Source organism: Rhodobacter maritimus, from assembly GCF_058747975.1.
Genome location: NZ_CM179095.1, coordinates 1,311,661 through 1,328,723, shown reverse-complemented (window position 1 = coordinate 1,328,723; position 17,063 = coordinate 1,311,661). Strand labels below are relative to the sequence as shown.

Here is a 17,063-nt window from a genome sequence, read left to right as displayed (position 1 = left end):
CTATGAACGCGCAAATCTTCCTCGGCCTCTCGACGGCCCTCATCGCCCTGCCGGCCCTTGCCGAAGAGGTGAACGTCTATTCCCACCGCCAGCCCGAACTGGTGCAACCGCTGTTTGACGCCTTCACCGCCGAGACCGGCATCGCGGTCAACGTGGCCTTCGTCGACAAGGGCATGGTCGAGCGCCTTCAGGCCGAGGGCGCACGCAGCCCCGCCGATCTGGTTATGACGGTGGACATCGCGCGCCTGTCGCAGGTGGTGGAAGCCGGCGTCACCCAGCCGGTCGAGGACGCCGCCCTCGATGCCGCGATTCCGGCCGAGTTCCGCGACCCGGCCAACCAGTGGTTCGGCCTGACCACCCGCGCGCGCATCATCTATGCTAGCAAGGAACGCGTCGCCGAGGGCGAAGTGACGACCTATGAGGATCTGGCCGACCCGAAATGGAAGGGCCGCATCTGCACCCGCCCCTTCACCAACGATTACAACGTGGCGCTGACCGCGGCCTACCTTGCCCATCACGGCGAAGAGGCCACGAAGACCTGGCTTGAAGGGGTGAAGACCAACCTTGCCAAGAAGCCCGAGGGCAACGATCGCGGTCAGGTCAAGTCGATCTGGGCGGGCGAATGCGACATCAGCCTTGGCAACACCTATTACATGGGCCAGATGGTCGCCGACCCGGAACAGAAGGAATGGGCCGACAGCGTGCGCATCACCTTCCCGGTCTTCGAGGGCGGCGGCACGCATATGAACATCTCGGGCGTGGCGATGACCTCGGCGGCCCCGAACAAGGACGCCGCGCTGAAGCTGATGGAGTTCCTTGCCTCGAACGAGGCGCAGCAGATCTATGCCGAGACCAACCACGAATTCCCCGTAAAGGCGGGCGTGGCGCGCTCGGAGCTGGTGCAAAGCTGGGGCGAATTCACCCCCGATGCGCTTGGCCTGACCGATGTCGCCAAGCTACGCCCGGCCGCGCTGAAGTTGATCGAGGAAGTGAACTTCGACGGATAATCTATTGAAACCATAAAGAACCGCCCCAGGGTCACGCCTCGGGGCGGTTTTTTCATGCGCGCCGTGCTTCGGTCACAAGCACGGCGCCCTCAAGCGCCGCAAGGCATTCGAGATCATCGCCATAGCGCGCGCGCAGCGCCTCGGCCTGGGCCGGGGTGAAGGCCGCAAGCGGCGCAGGTTGCGGCTGGGTTGCGTGAAACGCGGTCAGCCGGGCACGCTGCCGGGGGCCAAGGCGAATGCCCTGCCGGTAAAGCCGTTGCAGCATCGCAAGGGCGGTGTCGGGCACGGGCTCCACGGGCGGCAGGGGCGGCGCGGCCTGTGGGCACAGCGCCGCAACCGCCCTGGCCGGATCGAAGGGCATCGCCAGGATCACGATCCGGCGCGGCCTCAAGGCATCGCGCAGATCCCCCACCACATCGCACCAGCCCCGTGCCATCGTGACAAGCCCCGGCGCAAGCGACTCAAAACCGGGCACCGCGCGCCGCCAGGCCTGCGCACGCCACAGTGCGGGGAAATGCGTCTCATAGGGCTCGATCAGCAGGGCCAGCGTGCCCACCGGCATGTCCGGTGCTGCCAGCAAGGCGCGCGCCTGCGTCCCGGCTTCGGGATAAAAGCCCGACATGCCCGCGAAAAGGCGGCCGAGCGTGCCCTTCCCGAAGGGCCGCCCATCGCGGGCCGTGGCCGCGCACAGCCATTCCGCCCAGGGGCCGGAGGCCGGCGGCGCGATCAGAATGTCCTGCCCTTCGCTGTCCGTCACGTTCCGTCCCGCCGCCGCGCGCTGCAAGGCGGGAAAATCGTCCCGCCGCAGGACCAGCCTACAACCGTAAGGCGCGCCAGAAAATGGCGAAGTTCCCGTTTTCCGTGCCCTTCTGGACTTTCCTCAGACCGCGCGCCACTCTGCCCCCGCGAAGCAGGGGGAACGCCATGGCACAGCCGCGCAAGATCATCATCGACACCGATCCGGGGCAGGATGACGCGGTGGCGATCCTTCTGGCGCTTGCCAGCCCCGAACTGGAGGTCCTGGGCCTCACCACGGTGGCCGGAAACGTGCCGCTGCCGCTGACCACGCGCAACGCCCGCGTGATCTGCGAACTGGCCGGGCGGCCCGGCACGCGCATCTTCGCCGGCTGCGACCGCCCGCTGGAACGCCCGCTGGTCACGGCGGAATATGTGCATGGCAAGACCGGGCTGGACGGGATCGCGCTGCCCGATCCGCAGATGCCCGTGCAGGATCAGCATGCCGTCGATTTCATCATCGAGACCCTGCGCGAACTACCTGCGGGCGCGGTCACGCTCTGCCCGCTGGGGCCGTTGACCAACATCGCCACGGCGTTCGCGCGCGCGCCCGACATCGTTGCCAAGGTGGCCGAGATCGTGCTGATGGGCGGCGCCTATTTCGAGGTGGGCAATGTCACCCCGGCGGCCGAATTCAACATTTACGTCGACCCGCAAGCCGCTGAAATCGTGTTCGGATCCGGCGCGCCCATCGTGGTGATGCCGCTTGATGTCACGCATAAGGTGCTGACCACGCGCCCTCGCGTCGAGGCGTTCCGCGCGCTTGGCACGCAGGTCGGCCATGCCGTCGCAAGCTGGACCGATTTCTTCGAGCGTTTCGACATGGCGAAATACGGCAGCCAGGGCGCGCCGCTGCACGACCCCTGCGTGATCGCCTATCTGCTGAACCCCGCGCTGTTCGAGGGCCGCCACATCAATGTGGAGATCGAGACGCAAGGCGCGCTGACCCTAGGCATGACCGTCGCCGACTGGTGGCGCGTCACCGACCGGCCGGCCAATGCGATGTTCATGGGCGCGGCCGATGCCGAGGGGTTCTATGCGCTACTGACCGAACGGCTTGCGCGGCTTTAGCCCCCGCCCCTCGCATCCGCGCGGGGCCGCCCTATATCGCCAAGCGGAAGGTGCGCCATGACGATCCCGTTTGACAATTCCTATGCCCGCCTGCCCGAGCGCTTCTTCGCCCGGCAGGACCCGGTGCCGGTGCAGAAACCCGGCCTGATCGCGGTGAACCGCGATCTTGCGGCGCGGCTGGGGCTGGATGCCGACTGGCTGGCAGGCCCCGAAGGCGTGGCGGTTCTGGCCGGCAACGCGGTGCCCGCCGGGGCGGCGCCGCTGGCGCAGGCCTATGCCGGGCATCAGTTCGGCGGCTGGGTGCCCAGCCTCGGCGACGGCCGCGCGATCCTGCTGGGAGAGGTCGTTGCCCCCGATGGCGCGCGCTTCGATCTGCAACTGAAGGGCGCGGGGCAGACGCCCTTCTCGCGCCGGGGCGACGGGCGGGCCTGGATCGGCCCGGTGATCCGCGAATACATCGTCTCCGAGGCGATGGCGGCGCTTGGCCTGCCCACCACCCGCGCCCTTGCCGCCGTCACGACGGGCGAGCCCGTCCTGCGCGAGGCCTCGGCCCGGCCCGGCGCGGTTCTGGCACGCATCGCGGCAAGCCATATCCGGGTGGGCACGTTCCAGTATTTCGCCGCGCGGGGCGACGAAGAGGCGCTGGAGGCGCTGACGCGCCATGTGATCGCGCGCCACTATCCGCAGGCCGACGGCGCGCTTGGGCTGTTGCGCGCGGTGGTCGCGGCGCAGGCCCGGCTGATCGCCGGCTGGATGTCCTTCGGCTTCATCCATGGCGTGATGAACACCGACAACATGGCGATCTCGGGCGAGACGATCGACTATGGCCCCTGCGCCTTTCTGGACGAATACCACCCGCACAAGGTGTTTTCCTCGATCGACGCCTATGGCCGCTATGCCTTTGCCGCGCAGCCCCAGATCGCGGCATGGAACCTGGCGCAACTGGCGACCTGCCTCTTGCCGCTGATGGGCGAGCGCGAGGCCGCCATCGAGGCCGCAACCGAGGCCGTGCACGGTTTCGCCCCGGTCTTTCAGGCCGAATGGCTGGGCCGCTTCGGCGCCAAGATCGGCCTTGCCGCCCCGACCGAGGCCGACCTGCCCCTGATCGAGGCCCTGCTGAGCCGCATGGCCACGCTGCGCGCCGATTTCACCCGCACCTTCCGCGGCCTCGGCACCGGACAGGCGCGCGCGGAATTCACCGAGCCCGAGGCCTTCGACCAATGGGCCGGAACCTGGCAGGCCCGCCTTGCGCAGGAAACCGATCCGCACGCCCTCATGGCCGCCGCCAACCCGGTCCGCATCCCCCGCAACCACCGGATCGAGGCGGCGATCACCGCGGCCGTCGCGGGCGATCTGGCGCCGTTCGAACGGCTGAACAGCGCGCTTGCCCGGCCCTTCGAGGATCTACCCGGATTTGAAGACCTCGGCGACGCGCCCACCGAGGACGAGGTGGTCCGGCGCACCTTCTGCGGCACCTAGCGGCGGAACTTTCCGAAGAAGCGGCGGTTGCGGTCCACGAACTCCTCGAACAGGCGCGACATCACGCCGGGGCCGCGCCCGAGCAGGTAAAGCACCCCGGCAAGCGCACCGATACTGGCCCCCACGACATCGACGATCAGGTCATACATCGTGTCCACAAGGCCCGATTTCTGCATGTTGAGCCCGAAGATCTGGTCCATGCCGAACTCGAATATCTCCCATAGCGCGCCGATGGTGACGGCGAAGGAAAAGGCGATCAGACCGATGGCCCAGGCGGGCGCGGCGTAGCGGTCGCCCTCGAACAGGGTGAAGACGAAGAGAAACCCGACCAGCCCGAACCCGAGCGCCGAGCCCCCGTGCAGCACCACATCCCACCACCAGTAGCGGTTGTAGAAATCGAAGGCCTCGCCCAGGAAGATCGTGGCGAAGATGAAGACCGTGATGCCGACCAGAAAGGCGGTCGGCAGACGAATTCCCGTGCGGCTTGACAGATACATCGGCACCAGCGTCAGCCACCATGTGATCATCGCAACGCCCGCCAGTGGCCATTGCCGTTCCCACAGCGCCACCACGAATTCAAAGGCCAGAACGGCCCAGATCACCTGAACCGCCACAGGTTGCAGCCGGCCACGGCACCATTGTCGTTTGATCCACATGGAGTTTACATAGGATGCACGATCACGGGGTGCAATCAGCGGTGCAAGCACACATATCAACGCCATGACAATTCGCGTCGCCTCATACAACGTGCACAAATGCATCGGTTCCGACGGGCGCCATGATCCCCATCGCGCAATCATGGTCGTCAATGCGCTTTCGGCCGATATCGTCGCCCTCCAAGAGGTCGACCGCCGCATGGGCAGCCGCCCCGCCGCCCTGCCCAACCGCGTGATCGAGGAAGAGACCGATTTCGTCGTGCTCGATTTCGACCGCACCAGCCCAAGCAGCCTTGGCTGGCACGGTCAGACGGTGCTTGCCCGGCGCGGGATGCATATCTCGGCCGTGACACCGCTGACCCTGCCGGGGTTGGAGCCGCGTGGTGCGATCTCGCTTGAGATCAGCGAGGTCGGCCTGCCGCCCTTCCGGTTGATCGCCGCGCATCTTGGCCTGCGCCGCACAGACCGGCGCGCCCAGTTGCATCGCATCGGCGCAGAGATGGCCGCCGCCGCCCCGCGCCCCGCGCTTGCCATGGGCGATTTCAACGAATGGTCCCTGCGCCGCGGGTTCGAGCCGCTGCACGGCTTCACCGTGCACGCCCCCGGCCGCAGCTTTCCGGCCCGCGCGCCCATCGGCCATCTCGACCGTTTCGTTCTGGGGCCAGGGCTGCGCATCCTGCGCGCGGGCGTTCTGGATACCCCGCTGTCGCGCCGCGCCTCGGATCACCTGCCGGTCTGGGCCGATATTGGCGGGCTGCGCGGCTAGCCCCCCGCAGCGGGCGGAATTGTGCGCGCACAATAGTCCGCTTTACCCGCGCCGCGCGCGGCGATAATCGGACCCGAGACGATCGCCCTTCCCCGCCCGAGAGCATGATGGAAAACCTGCGCGGCAGCCTTTTGATGATTGCGGCCATGGCCGGCTTTGCGCTTGAAGACATGTTCGTCAAGGCGCTCGCCCTGCGCCTGCCCGTGGGCGAGATCCTCGCACTTCTCGGGGCGGGTGGCGCAACGATCTTCGCCGCGATCGCGATCTACCGCCGCGACCGGCTTTTCTCGCGCGATCTGCTGGCCGGGCCTGTGGTGCTGCGCAACCTGGGCGAATTGCTGGGCACCATCTGCTTTGTCAGCGCGGTGGCCTTCACGCCGCTGGCCGAGGCCTCGGCCATCCTTCAGGCCACGCCGCTGGCCGTCACGCTGGGGGCGGCGCTGTTTCTGGGCGAGAAGGTGGGCTGGCGGCGCTGGTCGGCCATCGCGGTGGGCTTCCTGGGCGTGCTGATCGTGATCCGCCCCGGCACCGAGGGCTTTTCGGGCCTGTCGCTTTTCGCCGTGGTGGCGGTTCTGGGGCTGGCCGCGCGCGACGTGGCCACCCGCCGGGTGCCGCGCTCGATCACCTCGATGCAGCTGGCGACCTATGGCTTCGGCGTCATCGTCCCCGCCGGGCTTGCCCTTGCCGCGGTCATGGACACACCGCTCGTCATGCCCACCCCGCCAGAGCTTGCGCAGCTTGCCGGCGCGCTGGTCTTCGGAACGCTTGGCTATTACGCGCTGATCGCGGCCATGCGCATCGGCGAGGTCTCCTTCATCACGCCGTTCCGATACACGCGGCTTCTTTTCGCGCTGATCATCGGCTGGCTGATCTTTTCCGAACCCGTGGACGGCGCCACGCTGGTTGGCGGCGCGGTGATCGTGGCTTCGGGTCTCTATACGCTGATGCGCGAGGCGCGCTTGCGGCGCTAACAGTGCCGCTTGCCCCGCCATGCCTCTTTTCGTTGCCCGGACCAGCGGTTATAGAGCGGCTGACCTTACAACGAGCCAGGGGGCCCCGCCATGAGCACGATCATCGACATCCACGCCCGCGAGATCCTCGACAGCCGGGGCAACCCGACCGTCGAGGTCGATGTCATCCTCGAGGACGGCACCATGGGCCGCGCCGCCGTGCCCTCGGGCGCCTCGACCGGCGCGCATGAAGCGGTCGAGAAACGCGACGGCGATAAGGCGCGCTACATGGGCAAGGGCGTGCTCGAGGCGGTGATGGCCGTCAATGGCGAGCTGGCCGAGAACCTCGTGGGCGAGGACGTGACCGAGCAGGTCGAGATCGACCGCATGATGATCGAGCTGGACGGCACCCCCAACAAGGCGCGCCTCGGCGCCAACGCGATCCTCGGCGTGTCGCTGGCCTGCGCCAAGGCCGCCGCCGATTTCTCGGCCCTGCCGCTTTACCGCTATGTCGGCGGCACCTCGGCCCGCGTCCTGCCGGTGCCGATGATGAACATCATCAATGGCGGCGAACATGCCGACAACCCGATCGACATCCAGGAATTCATGATCATGCCGGTTTCGGCCGGCAATATCCGCGACGCGGTGCGCATGGGGTCCGAAGTATTCCACACGCTGAAGAAGGAACTGTCGGCACAGGGCCTGTCGACCGGCCTTGGCGACGAGGGCGGCTTTGCGCCGAACCTCAGCTCGACCACCGCCGCGCTGGACCTGATCCTCGCCTCGATCGAGAAGGCCGGCTACAAGCCCGGCGAAGACATCCATCTCGCGCTCGATTGCGCCTCGACCGAGTATTACAAGGGCGGCAAATACGAGATGAAGGGCGAAGGCCTGTCGCTTTCCTCCGAGGAAAACGCCGACTACCTTGCGAAACTCTGCGCCGCCTACCCGATCATCTCGATCGAGGACGGCATGTCCGAGGATGACTGGGAAGGCTGGAAGATCCTCACCGAAAAGCTCGGCGACAAGGTGCAACTGGTGGGCGACGACCTCTTCGTGACCAACCCCGCACGCCTGGCCGACGGGATCCGCAAGGGCGTTGCGAACTCGATGCTCGTGAAGGTGAACCAGATCGGCACGCTGACCGAAACGCTCCAGGCGGTCGAGATGGCGCACCGCGCGCGCTATACCAACGTCATGAGCCACCGTTCGGGCGAGACCGAGGACGCGACCATCGCCGACCTCGCCGTCGCCACCAATTGCGGCCAGATCAAGACTGGCAGCCTTGCCCGTTCGGACCGGCTTGCGAAATACAACCAGCTGATCCGCATCGAGGAAATGCTGGGCGAGACCGCCGAATATGCCGGCCGCTCGATCCTGAAGGGCTGAGCTTCAGCTTCGTCGAGATACCCCCACCACAGGCGCCCGCGCATGACGTGGAAGCCTCCGGCGGGGATATTTGCGCTCTGGTGAAGGTCAGGCGGGACTTCCGGGGCGGCTGATCTGGCCGCCTCCGACCTGGGCGGCGACGCCGGTCGTTGCGGGGCCCGATGTGGGCAGGCCGCGCGCGACGCGCACCGCAAGGCAGGCGAAGGCCTGCGCCTCGAGCATGTCGCCGTTCAGGCCGATATCCTCGACCGGCGCGACCGGGCAATCGAGCCTTTGGGCGAGGGCCACCATCATCGCCTCGTTCAGCCGCCCGCCGCCGCAGACATAGACCGACTGTGGGGGGATCGGGAAATGTTCGGCGCCGCGCGCGACGGCGGCGGCGGCGCAGGCGGTCAGGGTGGCCGCGGCATCGGCGTCCGGCATCCCCGCGACCCGGTCCAGAAGGCCGTGGAAATCGTTGCGGTCGAGCGATTTGGGCGGGATCTTCATGAAATAGGAATGTTCGAGGAAGCGCGCGACCACCTCGGGATCGGCCTTGCCCGACAGCGCAAGCGCGCCGCCCTCGTCGCGCGGGAGGCCAAGGCGCGCGGCCATCAGGTCATTGACCGGGGCATTGGCGGGGCCGGTGTCGAAGGCCAGCAGCGCGCCGGGGCTTTCGGGGCCGGGCAGGCGCGGGTCGATCCAGGTCAGGTTGCCGACGCCGCCCAGATTGAGCAGCGCGACCGGCGCCGCGAGCCCTGCCCATTTCGCGCAGGCGAAGTGGAAATAGGGTGCAAGCGGCGCCCCCTGCCCGCCCATCCGGACATCGGCCGAGCGGAAATCCCACACCACGGGGCGGCCGAGAATCTCGGCCAGGACCGCGCCGTCGCCGGCCTGATGCGTGCCGCGCCCGCGCGGCTCATGCGCGAGGGTCTGGCCGTGGAAGCCCACGATCGCGGCCTCGGGGAATTCCGACAGGATCTCGGCATGGGCGGTCTCGATCACCTCGGCGGCGGCGGCGACCTCGGGGGCGCCGGGCCAGCAGCCAAGGGCCGCGTGCAGCACCGCGCGTTCGGCATCGTCATAGGGGCGGTAGGCGTGGCGGCCGAACTCGACGATGCGCTGCCCGTCGGTCAGCAGAAGCGCGGCGTCCACCCCGTCGAGCGAGGTGCCCGACATCGCGCCGACCGACCAGACAGGCCCCGCACTCAACATGCCCTTCCCCTTCATCGCCTGCCCCGATATACGCATGTGCGTCGAAGAGGGACAAGCACCATGACCTACCAACCGAAATCGGACTTTCTGAACGTGATGATCGAGCGCGGCTTTCTGGCCGATTGCACCGACTATCAGGGGCTGGATAACGCTTTGGTCGCGGGAACGGTGCCGGCCTATATCGGCTATGACGCCACGGCGGCGTCGCTGCATGTGGGGCATCTTCTCAACATCATGATGCTGCGCTGGTTGCAGAAGACCGGGCACAAGCCGATCACCCTGATGGGCGGGGGCACCACCAAGGTGGGCGATCCATCCTTCCGCAGCGACGAGCGTCCGCTGCTGACGCCCGAGAAGATCGACGAGAACATCGCGGGCATGAAGCAGGTCTTCGCGCGCTACCTGCGCTATGGCACGGGGGCGGGCGATGCCATCATGCTCAACAATGCCGAATGGCTCGACGGGCTCAACTACCTGGAATTCCTGCGCGATATCGGGCGCCATTTCAGCGTGAACCGGATGCTGAGCTTTGAATCGGTCAAGTCGCGGCTGGACCGGGAGCAGAGCCTGAGCTTCCTTGAATTCAACTACATGATCCTTCAGGCCTATGACTTCCTGGAGCTGAACCGCCGCTACGGCTGCCTGTTGCAGATGGGGGGCTCGGACCAGTGGGGCAATATCGTCAACGGCATCGACCTGACGCGCCGGGTGATCGACCACGAGGTCTTTGGCCTCACCTCGCCGTTGCTGACCACCTCGGACGGGCGCAAGATGGGCAAGTCGGCGGGAGGCGCGGTCTGGCTGAACGGCGAGATGCTGAGCCCCTACGAGTTCTGGCAGTTCTGGCGCAACAGCACCGATGCAGATGTCGGGCGCTTCCTGAAGCTTTACACCGAATTGCCGGTGGCGGAATGCGAGCGTCTGGGCGCACTGCCGGGCGCCGAGATCAACGATGCCAAGATCATCCTGGCCAATGAGGTGACGACGCTTCTGCACGGCCCCGAGGCCGCCGCCGCCGCCGAGGCCACCGCGCGCGAGGTCTTCGAGAAGGGCGGCGTGGGCGAGGATCTGCCCACCCTGCACCTGGCTGCGGCCGAGGTGGCCGACGGGATCAGCCTTGCGCAGCTTGTCGTGCGCTCGGGCCTTGCGAAATCGGGCAAGGATGCCAAGCGGCTGATCGCCGAGGGGGCCGCGCGGGTCAATGACGAGATCGAGACCGATGCCGGGCGCATGTTCGGCGCGGGCGAGCTGGCCGAGCCGCTGAAACTGACCGCGGGCAAGAAGCGCCATGCGCTGGTGACGATCGGCTGAGCGCCTTGACGCCAGCATGAATAAGGCCCGGCCAATGCGGCCGGGCCTTTCCGTTTTCGGCTTTGGCGGCGCTCACTCGACCGTTGCGCTGACGATGTAATCGGGGTCCTCGACAAGGCCGTTGCGGCCGCTGTCGCCCTTCTTGATGGCGTCGATCAGCTCCAGCCCCTCGACGACATGGCCGACGATCGTGTATTGGCCGTCCAGATGGGGGGCAGCGTCGAACATGATGAAGAACTGGCTGTTGGCCGAGTTCGGATCCTGGCTGCGCGCCATGCCGACCATGCCGCGCTGGAACGACCGGTTCGAGAATTCGGCCGGAAGATCGGGGCGGTCCGAGCCGCCCATCCCCGCCAGCGACATATCGCCGCCGCGCTTGCCGAACTGCACATCGCCCGTCTGCGCCATGAACCCGTCGATCACACGGTGGAAGACCACCTCGTCATAGGCCCCGGCCTCTGCAAGCGCGGTCATCTGTTCGACATGTTTCGGGGCCACGTCGGGCAGCAGGTCGATGACCACCTGGCCGCTGAGCGACCCGCCCAGTTCCAGCACCAGATTGGGACCCGGCCCGTCGGCCACGCCCGACCCTTCGGCAAACGCAGCCCCCGGAAGGGTGGCCGCGACCGCCAGCGACAGAAGCAGCTTACGCATCGGCCGCCACCTTCACCGAGATCATGCGGTCGGGATTCGCCGGCGGCTCGCCGCGCGCGATGCGGTCCACATGCTCCATCCCCGAGATCACGCGGCCGTAAACCGTGTATTGCCCGTTGAGGAAGTGGTTATCCTTGAAATTGATGAAGAACTGCGAGTTCGCCGAATTAGGGTTCATCGAACGCGCCGCGCCAAGCGTGCCGCGGTCATGCGGAAGCTTGGAGAACTCGGCCGGAAGGTCGGGCAGATCCGACCCACCCGTGCCCGCACGGCCGGGATTGTAGTTGTTCTCCATGTTGGCATGGGCAACATCGCCGGTCTGGGCCATGAACCCCTCGATCACGCGGTGGAAGGCGACGTTGTCGTATTTGCCTGCGCGGGCAAGTTCCTTCATCCGTTCGCAATGCTTGGGGGCAACCTCGCTGAGAAGCTCGATGACGACGGGGCCGTCCTTGAGCTCGACGATGATCGTGTTTTCCGGATCCTTGATATCGGCCATCTCTGTCTCCTCTGGCTTTGGGCGGAACTTAGGGCGCGAGTTCGGGCAATGAAAGGGGAAAGCCGCGCTTGCCGTTGCCTTTCGCGCGCCTGCGGGGCAAGTTTGCGTGAGTATTAGGTATGGAGATTCCGTATGGCCTGGAAAACGCTTGATGACATCGACATGGACGGCAAGGTCGTGCTTGTGCGGGTCGATATCAACGTGCCGGTCGAAAACGGGCGCGTCACCGACGCCACCCGCATCGAAAAGATCGTGCCCACTGTGAAGGACATCATGGCCAAGGGCGGCAAACCCGTCCTTCTGGCCCATTTCGGGCGCCCCAAGGGCAAGGTCGTCCTCGAGATGAGCCTGCGCCCGCTGGTTCCCGCGCTGGAAAGCGCGCTTGGGGTGAAGGTCGCCTTCGCCGAGGATTGCATCGGCGGCCCGGCAAAGCGCGCGGTGGCGGCCCTGGGCCCGGACGAGGTGCTCTTGCTGGAAAACACCCGCTTCCATCCGGGCGAGGAAAAGAACGACGCCGAACTTGCGGCCTCTCTGGCGGCCCTGGGCGAGGTGTATGTGAACGACGCCTTCTCGGCCGCGCATCGCGCCCACAGCTCGACCGAGGCGATCGCGCATGTGCTGCCCGCGGCGGCGGGGCGGCTGATGGAGGCCGAGCTGAAGGCGCTGGAGGCCGCGCTCGGCCATCCCGAACGCCCGGTTGCGGCCGTTGTAGGCGGGGCGAAGGTTTCAACCAAGCTCGACCTTTTGGGCAACCTGGTCAGCAAGGTGAACAACCTGATCATCGGCGGCGGCATGGCCAATACCTTCCTTGTCGCCAAGGGGATCGACGTGGGCAAATCGCTGGCCGAGCATGACATGGCCGACACCGCGCGCGCGATCATGGCCAAGGCCGATGCTGAAGGCTGCCAGATCGTGCTGCCCGTCGATGTGGTCGTTGCGCGCGAATTCGCGGCCGGCGCGCCAAGCGAGGTGGTGCCTGCCGAGGCCTGCCCGCCCGATGCAATGATCCTCGATGCGGGGCCGGACTCGGTTGAAGCGATCGTGCGGGTCTTCGAGGCGTCGCGCACGCTGATCTGGAACGGCCCGCTTGGCGCGTTCGAGATTGCGCCCTTCGATGCGGCGACCAATGCCGCCGCGCGGAAGGCGGCCGAGCTGACCAAGGCCGGGCGTCTGGTTTCGGTCGCGGGGGGCGGCGATACCGTCGCGGCGCTGAACAAGGCGGGGGGCGCGGCATCCTTCAGCTACATCTCGACCGCGGGCGGCGCCTTCCTCGAGTGGATGGAGGGCAAGGAGCTGCCCGGCGTCGCGGCCCTGACACGCTGAGCGGCGACAGGCGGCCTTCGGGCCGCCTTTTCTTCAATGGGCCGTTAGCGCCACCAGAATTGCGCCTGAAACGTCAACAGGTTATCTGCATGCCAAGGGGCGAAGGCCCGCAGCCAATCCATTTCCGGGGGATCATCATGTCGAACGCGAAGCAAGCCGAACAGATGCGCAAAGGGGCCGGGTTCATCGCCGCGCTCGACCAGTCCGGTGGCTCCACGCCGAAGGCATTGCGGCTTTATGGCGTGCCCGAGACCGCCTATGCCTCGGAAGAGGAGATGTTCGACCTGATCCACGAGATGCGCGCCCGGATCATCAAATCCCCCGCCTTCACCGGCGACAAGGTGGTGGGCGCGATCCTGTTCGAACAGACCATGGACCGCAAGATCGACGGCACCCCCACCGCCACCTATCTGTGGGAAACCCGCGGCGTCGTGCCCTTCCTGAAGATCGACAAGGGCCTTGAGGCCGAGGCGAACGGCTGCCAGCTGATGAAGCCGATCCCCGGCCTAGACGCGCTTCTGGCGCGCGCGGCGGCGGCGGGCATTTTCGGCACCAAGGAACGCTCGGTCATCTCTGCGGCGAATGCCGAAGGGATCAGGGCCGTCGTGGCGCAGCAGTTCGAGCTGGGCGCGCAGGTTCTGGCGCACGGGCTCATCCCGATCATCGAGCCCGAGGTGACGATCTCGATCGCCGACAAGGCCGAGGCCGAGGCGATCCTGCGCGACGAGATCCTGGCCCGGCTGGACGCCCTGCCCGCCGACCGGCAGGTCATGCTGAAGCTGACCCTGCCGAGTGTTGCGAATTTCTACAAGCCGCTGGTCGACCATCCCCGCGTGATGAAGGTCGTGGCGCTGTCGGGCGGCTACAGCCGCGACGAGGCGAACGCGCTTCTGGCGCAGAACACCGGCATCATCGCCTCGTTCAGCCGTGCCCTGACCGAGGGGTTGAGCGCAGGGCAGAGCGATGCGGAATTCGACGCGCTTCTGGGCGCGGCGATCACCTCGATCCACGCGGCCTCGGTGGCGGGCTAGGCGCGAAACGCACCTCCTGTGACGAAAGCGGGGGCCCATGTGGCCCCCGTTGCCGTTTGGACTCAGCCACGCACGATCGCGGAATTATTAGCGAAACAGGGGGTTGCGGGGATTCCCTTTGCGAATCGGCTATGGCATGATTCGTCCGACGCCCGGCAAGAGGCGCAGCACGAGGCAGAACATGAGCAACAAGCGACCCACCGTCGGGCCCTTGATCTTCTTCACCGTTGCAGGTGCGATGGCGATCTATTTCACCTTTGCCGCCGTGCAGGGATCTTACGGCGTGTTCCGCCGCGTGCAGATCGAAGCCGAAATCGACGAACTGACCGCCGAGCGCAACGCACTTCGCGAAGAGGTTGCGCGCATGGCCAACCTGACAACGCGCTTGTCGGACGGCTATCTTGACCTCGATCTTCTGGACGAACGCGCGCGCGATGTGCTGGGAACGATCCGCGCCGATGAGATCGTGATCCGCTGATTGCATCGCGGCCGCCCTTGCGTTATGGAATGGTTTAACGTTGAACTATTCCGCGTAGTGGGGAGGCTGCCCGATGGCGACACGAAAGAACCCCGAGACCAAGGCCACGAAACGCGCCAATGTCTCGAAAGACGATCTTCTGAAATATTACCGCGAGATGCTGCTGATCCGCCGCTTCGAAGAGAAGGCGGGCCAGCTTTACGGCATGGGGCTGATCGGCGGGTTCTGTCACCTCTATATCGGACAGGAAGCCGTAGTCGTGGGCCTTGAGGCCGCGGCAGAAGACGGCGACAAGCGCATCACCTCCTACCGGGACCACGGGCATATGCTGGCCTGCGGCATGGACCCCAAGGGCGTTATGGCCGAACTGACCGGGCGCGAGGGCGGACTGTCCAAGGGCAAGGGCGGCTCCATGCACATGTTCTCCAAGGAAAAGCACTTCTACGGCGGGCATGGCATCGTGGGCGCGCAGGTGCCGCTTGGTGCGGGTCTGGCCTTTGCCGATCAATACAAGGGGAACGGCCGCGTCACCTTCACCTATTTCGGTGACGGCGCGGCGAACCAGGGCCAGGTCTACGAGACGTTCAACATGGCCGCGCTGTGGAAGCTTCCGGTGGTTTTCGTGATCGAGAACAACCAGTATGCCATGGGCACGGCGCAGAAACGCTCGACCTCCACGCCCGAGATCCACACCCGAGGCCAGGCCTTCGGCATCCCCGGCGAATCCGTCGACGGCATGGATGTTCTGGCGGTGAAAGAGGCGGGCGAACGCGCCACGGCCCACTGCCGCGCAGGCGACGGCCCCTATATCCTTGAGGTCATGACCTATCGCTACCGCGGGCATTCGATGTCGGACCCGGCAAAATACCGCTCGCGCGAGGAAGTGCAGAAGATGCGCGAAGAGCGCGACGCGATCGAGCATGTGCGCGAACTGCTGCTTCAGGGCGGACACGCGGGCGATGACGATCTCAAGGCGATCGACAAGGAAATCAAGGCGATCGTGAACGAGGCCGCCGAATATTCCAAGGAAAGCCCCGAGCCGGACGTCTCGGAGCTTTGGACCGACATCTACGCGTAAGGGAGATAGCAGAATGGCAACCGAAATCCTGATGCCCGCCCTTTCGCCCACGATGGAGGAAGGCACCCTTGCCAAGTGGCTGGTGAAAGAGGGCGAAACCGTCACCTCGGGCCAGATCCTGGCCGAGATCGAGACCGACAAGGCGACGATGGAGTTCGAGGCGGTCGACGAAGGTATCGTCGGCAAGATCCTCGTGGCCGAAGGCACCGCAGGGGTGAAGGTCAACACCCCCATCGCCGTGCTGGTCGAGGAAGGCGAAAGCGCGGATGCCGTGCCCGCGGCCAAGCCCGCGGCAGAGGCCCCTGCCCCCGCGGCGCCCGCCGCAGCCCCCGTCGCGGCCGCCCCCGCCGCACCCAAGACCGACAACAGCCCGGACTGGCCCGAGGGCACGGCGATGAAAACCATGACTGTGCGCGAAGCCCTGCGGGAGGCCATGGCCGAAGAGATGACGGGCGATGACAGCGTTTTCCTGATGGGGGAAGAAGTCGGCGAATACCAAGGCGCCTACAAGATCAGCCAAGGGCTTCTGGACCAGTTCGGCCCGAAGCGCGTGATCGACACGCCGATCACCGAGCACGGCTTTACCGGCATCGCGGTCGGCGCGGCCTTTGGCGGGCTCAAGCCCATCGTCGAGTTCATGACCTTCAACTTCGCCATGCAGGCGATCGACCAGATCATCAACTCGGCCGCCAAGACGCTTTACATGTCCGGCGGGCAGATGGGCTGTCCGATCGTGTTCCGCGGCCCCAACGGCGCGGCCGCCCGCGTGGCCGCCCAGCACAGCCAGGACTATGCCGCGTGGTATGCGCAGATCCCCGGCCTGAAAGTGGTCATGCCCTATTCGGCCTCGGACGCGAAGGGGCTTTTGAAAAGCGCGATCCGCGATCCGAACCCGGTGATCTTCCTTGAAAACGAAATCCTCTATGGCCGCTCGTTCGAGGTGCCGGACCTGAAGGACTTCACCATCCCCTTCGGCAAGGCCCGGATCTGGCGCGAGGGCAGCGACGTGACCATCGTCTCCTTCGGGATCGGAATGGGCTACGCGCTCGAAGCCGCCGAGCGGCTGGCCGGCGATGGCATCTCGGCCGAGGTGATCGACCTGCGCACCCTGCGCCCGATCGACTATGACACGGTGCTGGCCTCGGTCATGAAGACCAACCGCTGCGTGACCGTCGAGGAAGGCTGGCCCGTCGGGTCCATCGGCAATCACCTGAGCGCCACGATCATGGAGCGCGCCTTCGACTATCTCGACGCCCCCGTGATCAACTGCACGGGCAAGGATGTGCCGATGCCCTATGCCGCCAACCTTGAAAAGCTTGCGCTGGTGACGACCGACGAGGTCGTGGCCGCCGTGAAAAAAGTCACCTACCGCTGAGGGGAAA

17 protein-coding genes are annotated in these 17,063 nt (G+C 66.3%); 12 read left to right on the top strand and 5 right to left on the bottom strand.

Features of this window, described 5'->3' with window-relative positions; all coding sequences use genetic code 11:
- Positions 1-2 precede the first annotated feature (2 nt).
- Complete coding sequence (locus AC4PTO_RS06695; protein WP_492732954.1) at positions 3-1,007, top strand: Fe(3+) ABC transporter substrate-binding protein; 1,005 nt, start codon at positions 3-5, stop codon at positions 1,005-1,007.
- Between the two features lie 52 nt (positions 1,008-1,059).
- On the opposite strand, the gene AC4PTO_RS06690 is transcribed toward AC4PTO_RS06695, so the two are convergent.
- Entirely contained in the window at positions 1,060-1,764 is a 705-nt protein-coding gene (locus AC4PTO_RS06690) for a hypothetical protein (RefSeq protein WP_492732953.1), read from the bottom strand.
- Between the two features lie 167 nt (positions 1,765-1,931).
- Between AC4PTO_RS06690 and AC4PTO_RS06685 the strand changes: the two genes are divergently transcribed.
- Complete coding sequence (locus tag AC4PTO_RS06685) at positions 1,932-2,873, top strand: nucleoside hydrolase (RefSeq protein ID WP_492732952.1); 942 nt, start codon at positions 1,932-1,934, stop codon at positions 2,871-2,873.
- A 57-nt stretch (positions 2,874-2,930) separates the two neighbouring features.
- Complete coding sequence (locus tag AC4PTO_RS06680) at positions 2,931-4,352, top strand: protein adenylyltransferase SelO (protein ID WP_492732951.1); 1,422 nt, start codon at positions 2,931-2,933, stop codon at positions 4,350-4,352.
- On the opposite strand, the gene AC4PTO_RS06675 is transcribed toward AC4PTO_RS06680, so the two are convergent.
- Entirely contained in the window at positions 4,349-5,008 is a 660-nt protein-coding gene (locus AC4PTO_RS06675) for a DUF2238 domain-containing protein (RefSeq protein ID WP_492732950.1), read from the bottom strand. The genes AC4PTO_RS06680 and AC4PTO_RS06675 overlap by 4 nt on opposite strands.
- Positions 5,009-5,072: 64 nt before the next feature.
- On the opposite strand from AC4PTO_RS06675, the gene AC4PTO_RS06670 reads away from it, so the two are divergent.
- The 3 genes from AC4PTO_RS06670 (at position 5,073) to eno (ending at position 8,113) form a co-directional block, all read left to right on the top strand.
- Entirely contained in the window at positions 5,073-5,774 is a 702-nt protein-coding gene (locus AC4PTO_RS06670; protein WP_492732949.1) for an endonuclease/exonuclease/phosphatase family protein, read from the top strand.
- Between the two features lie 107 nt (positions 5,775-5,881).
- On the top strand, positions 5,882-6,745 hold the full coding sequence (locus tag AC4PTO_RS06665; protein WP_492732948.1) for a DMT family transporter: 864 nt from the start codon (positions 5,882-5,884) through the stop codon (positions 6,743-6,745).
- Between the two features lie 90 nt (positions 6,746-6,835).
- A complete protein-coding gene (gene eno / locus AC4PTO_RS06660; protein ID WP_492732947.1) occupies positions 6,836-8,113 on the top strand; it encodes a phosphopyruvate hydratase in 1,278 nt (425 codons plus the stop codon).
- Between the two features lie 87 nt (positions 8,114-8,200).
- On the opposite strand, the gene AC4PTO_RS06655 is transcribed toward eno, so the two are convergent.
- Complete coding sequence (locus AC4PTO_RS06655) at positions 8,201-9,307, bottom strand: anhydro-N-acetylmuramic acid kinase (protein ID WP_492732946.1); 1,107 nt, start codon at positions 9,305-9,307, stop codon at positions 8,201-8,203.
- A gap of 60 nt (positions 9,308-9,367) precedes the next feature.
- On the opposite strand from AC4PTO_RS06655, the gene tyrS reads away from it, so the two are divergent.
- Positions 9,368-10,618: a tyrosine--tRNA ligase gene (gene tyrS, locus AC4PTO_RS06650; RefSeq protein WP_492732945.1), complete on the top strand. Its 1,251-nt coding sequence runs from the start codon at positions 9,368-9,370 to the stop codon at positions 10,616-10,618.
- A gap of 72 nt (positions 10,619-10,690) precedes the next feature.
- On the opposite strand, the gene AC4PTO_RS06645 is transcribed toward tyrS, so the two are convergent.
- Complete coding sequence (locus AC4PTO_RS06645; RefSeq protein WP_492732944.1) at positions 10,691-11,272, bottom strand: peptidylprolyl isomerase; 582 nt, start codon at positions 11,270-11,272, stop codon at positions 10,691-10,693.
- The gene (locus AC4PTO_RS06640) at positions 11,265-11,771 is read right to left on the bottom strand and encodes a peptidylprolyl isomerase (RefSeq protein WP_492732943.1); all 507 of its coding nucleotides are present in this window, start codon (positions 11,769-11,771) and stop codon (positions 11,265-11,267) included. Before AC4PTO_RS06640 ends, AC4PTO_RS06645 begins: the two co-directional genes overlap by 8 nt.
- A 132-nt stretch (positions 11,772-11,903) precedes the next feature.
- Here AC4PTO_RS06640 and AC4PTO_RS06635 point away from each other — a divergent pair, with 132 nt between their 5' ends.
- The 5 genes from AC4PTO_RS06635 to AC4PTO_RS06615 all read left to right on the top strand — a co-directional run bounded on the left by AC4PTO_RS06635 (position 11,904) and on the right by AC4PTO_RS06615 (position 17,056).
- A complete protein-coding gene (locus tag AC4PTO_RS06635; protein ID WP_492732942.1) occupies positions 11,904-13,094 on the top strand; it encodes a phosphoglycerate kinase in 1,191 nt (396 codons plus the stop codon).
- A 137-nt stretch (positions 13,095-13,231) separates the two neighbouring features.
- Positions 13,232-14,125 carry a fructose bisphosphate aldolase gene (locus AC4PTO_RS06630; protein ID WP_492732941.1) on the top strand — a complete coding sequence of 298 codons (894 nt, stop codon included), beginning with the start codon at positions 13,232-13,234 and terminating at the stop codon, positions 14,123-14,125.
- A gap of 181 nt (positions 14,126-14,306) precedes the next feature.
- Positions 14,307-14,603, top strand: coding sequence for an FtsB family cell division protein (locus AC4PTO_RS06625; RefSeq protein WP_492732940.1), 297 nt, complete (start codon positions 14,307-14,309; stop codon positions 14,601-14,603).
- 73 nt (positions 14,604-14,676) lie between these two features.
- Positions 14,677-15,681: a pyruvate dehydrogenase (acetyl-transferring) E1 component subunit alpha gene (gene pdhA / locus AC4PTO_RS06620; protein WP_492732939.1), complete on the top strand. Its 1,005-nt coding sequence runs from the start codon at positions 14,677-14,679 to the stop codon at positions 15,679-15,681.
- A gap of 13 nt (positions 15,682-15,694) precedes the next feature.
- Positions 15,695-17,056, top strand: coding sequence for a pyruvate dehydrogenase complex E1 component subunit beta (locus tag AC4PTO_RS06615; RefSeq protein WP_492732938.1), 1,362 nt, complete (start codon positions 15,695-15,697; stop codon positions 17,054-17,056).
- Positions 17,057-17,063: the final 7 nt, after the last annotated feature.

Bases quoted from the DNA above. Each gene is read 5' to 3' on its own strand.
- AC4PTO_RS06695 (WP_492732954.1), top strand. From the start codon at position 3: ATGAACGCGCAAATCTTCCTCGGCCTCTCGACGGCCCTCATCGCCCTG.
- AC4PTO_RS06685 (WP_492732952.1), top strand. From the start codon at position 1,932: ATGGCACAGCCGCGCAAGATCATCATCGACACCGATCCGGGGCAGGAT.
- AC4PTO_RS06680 (WP_492732951.1), top strand. From the start codon at position 2,931: ATGACGATCCCGTTTGACAATTCCTATGCCCGCCTGCCCGAGCGCTTC.
- AC4PTO_RS06675 (WP_492732950.1), bottom strand. From the start codon at position 5,008: ATGTGGATCAAACGACAATGGTGCCGTGGCCGGCTGCAACCTGTGGCG.
- AC4PTO_RS06670 (WP_492732949.1), top strand. From the start codon at position 5,073: ATGACAATTCGCGTCGCCTCATACAACGTGCACAAATGCATCGGTTCC.
- AC4PTO_RS06665 (WP_492732948.1), top strand. From the start codon at position 5,882: ATGGAAAACCTGCGCGGCAGCCTTTTGATGATTGCGGCCATGGCCGGC.
- eno (WP_492732947.1), top strand. From the start codon at position 6,836: ATGAGCACGATCATCGACATCCACGCCCGCGAGATCCTCGACAGCCGG.
- AC4PTO_RS06655 (WP_492732946.1), bottom strand. From the start codon at position 9,307: ATGTTGAGTGCGGGGCCTGTCTGGTCGGTCGGCGCGATGTCGGGCACC.
- tyrS (WP_492732945.1), top strand. From the start codon at position 9,368: ATGACCTACCAACCGAAATCGGACTTTCTGAACGTGATGATCGAGCGC.
- AC4PTO_RS06645 (WP_492732944.1), bottom strand. From the start codon at position 11,272: ATGCGTAAGCTGCTTCTGTCGCTGGCGGTCGCGGCCACCCTTCCGGGG.
- AC4PTO_RS06640 (WP_492732943.1), bottom strand. From the start codon at position 11,771: ATGGCCGATATCAAGGATCCGGAAAACACGATCATCGTCGAGCTCAAG.
- AC4PTO_RS06635 (WP_492732942.1), top strand. From the start codon at position 11,904: ATGGCCTGGAAAACGCTTGATGACATCGACATGGACGGCAAGGTCGTG.
- AC4PTO_RS06630 (WP_492732941.1), top strand. From the start codon at position 13,232: ATGTCGAACGCGAAGCAAGCCGAACAGATGCGCAAAGGGGCCGGGTTC.
- AC4PTO_RS06625 (WP_492732940.1), top strand. From the start codon at position 14,307: ATGAGCAACAAGCGACCCACCGTCGGGCCCTTGATCTTCTTCACCGTT.
- pdhA (WP_492732939.1), top strand. From the start codon at position 14,677: ATGGCGACACGAAAGAACCCCGAGACCAAGGCCACGAAACGCGCCAAT.
- AC4PTO_RS06615 (WP_492732938.1), top strand. From the start codon at position 15,695: ATGGCAACCGAAATCCTGATGCCCGCCCTTTCGCCCACGATGGAGGAA.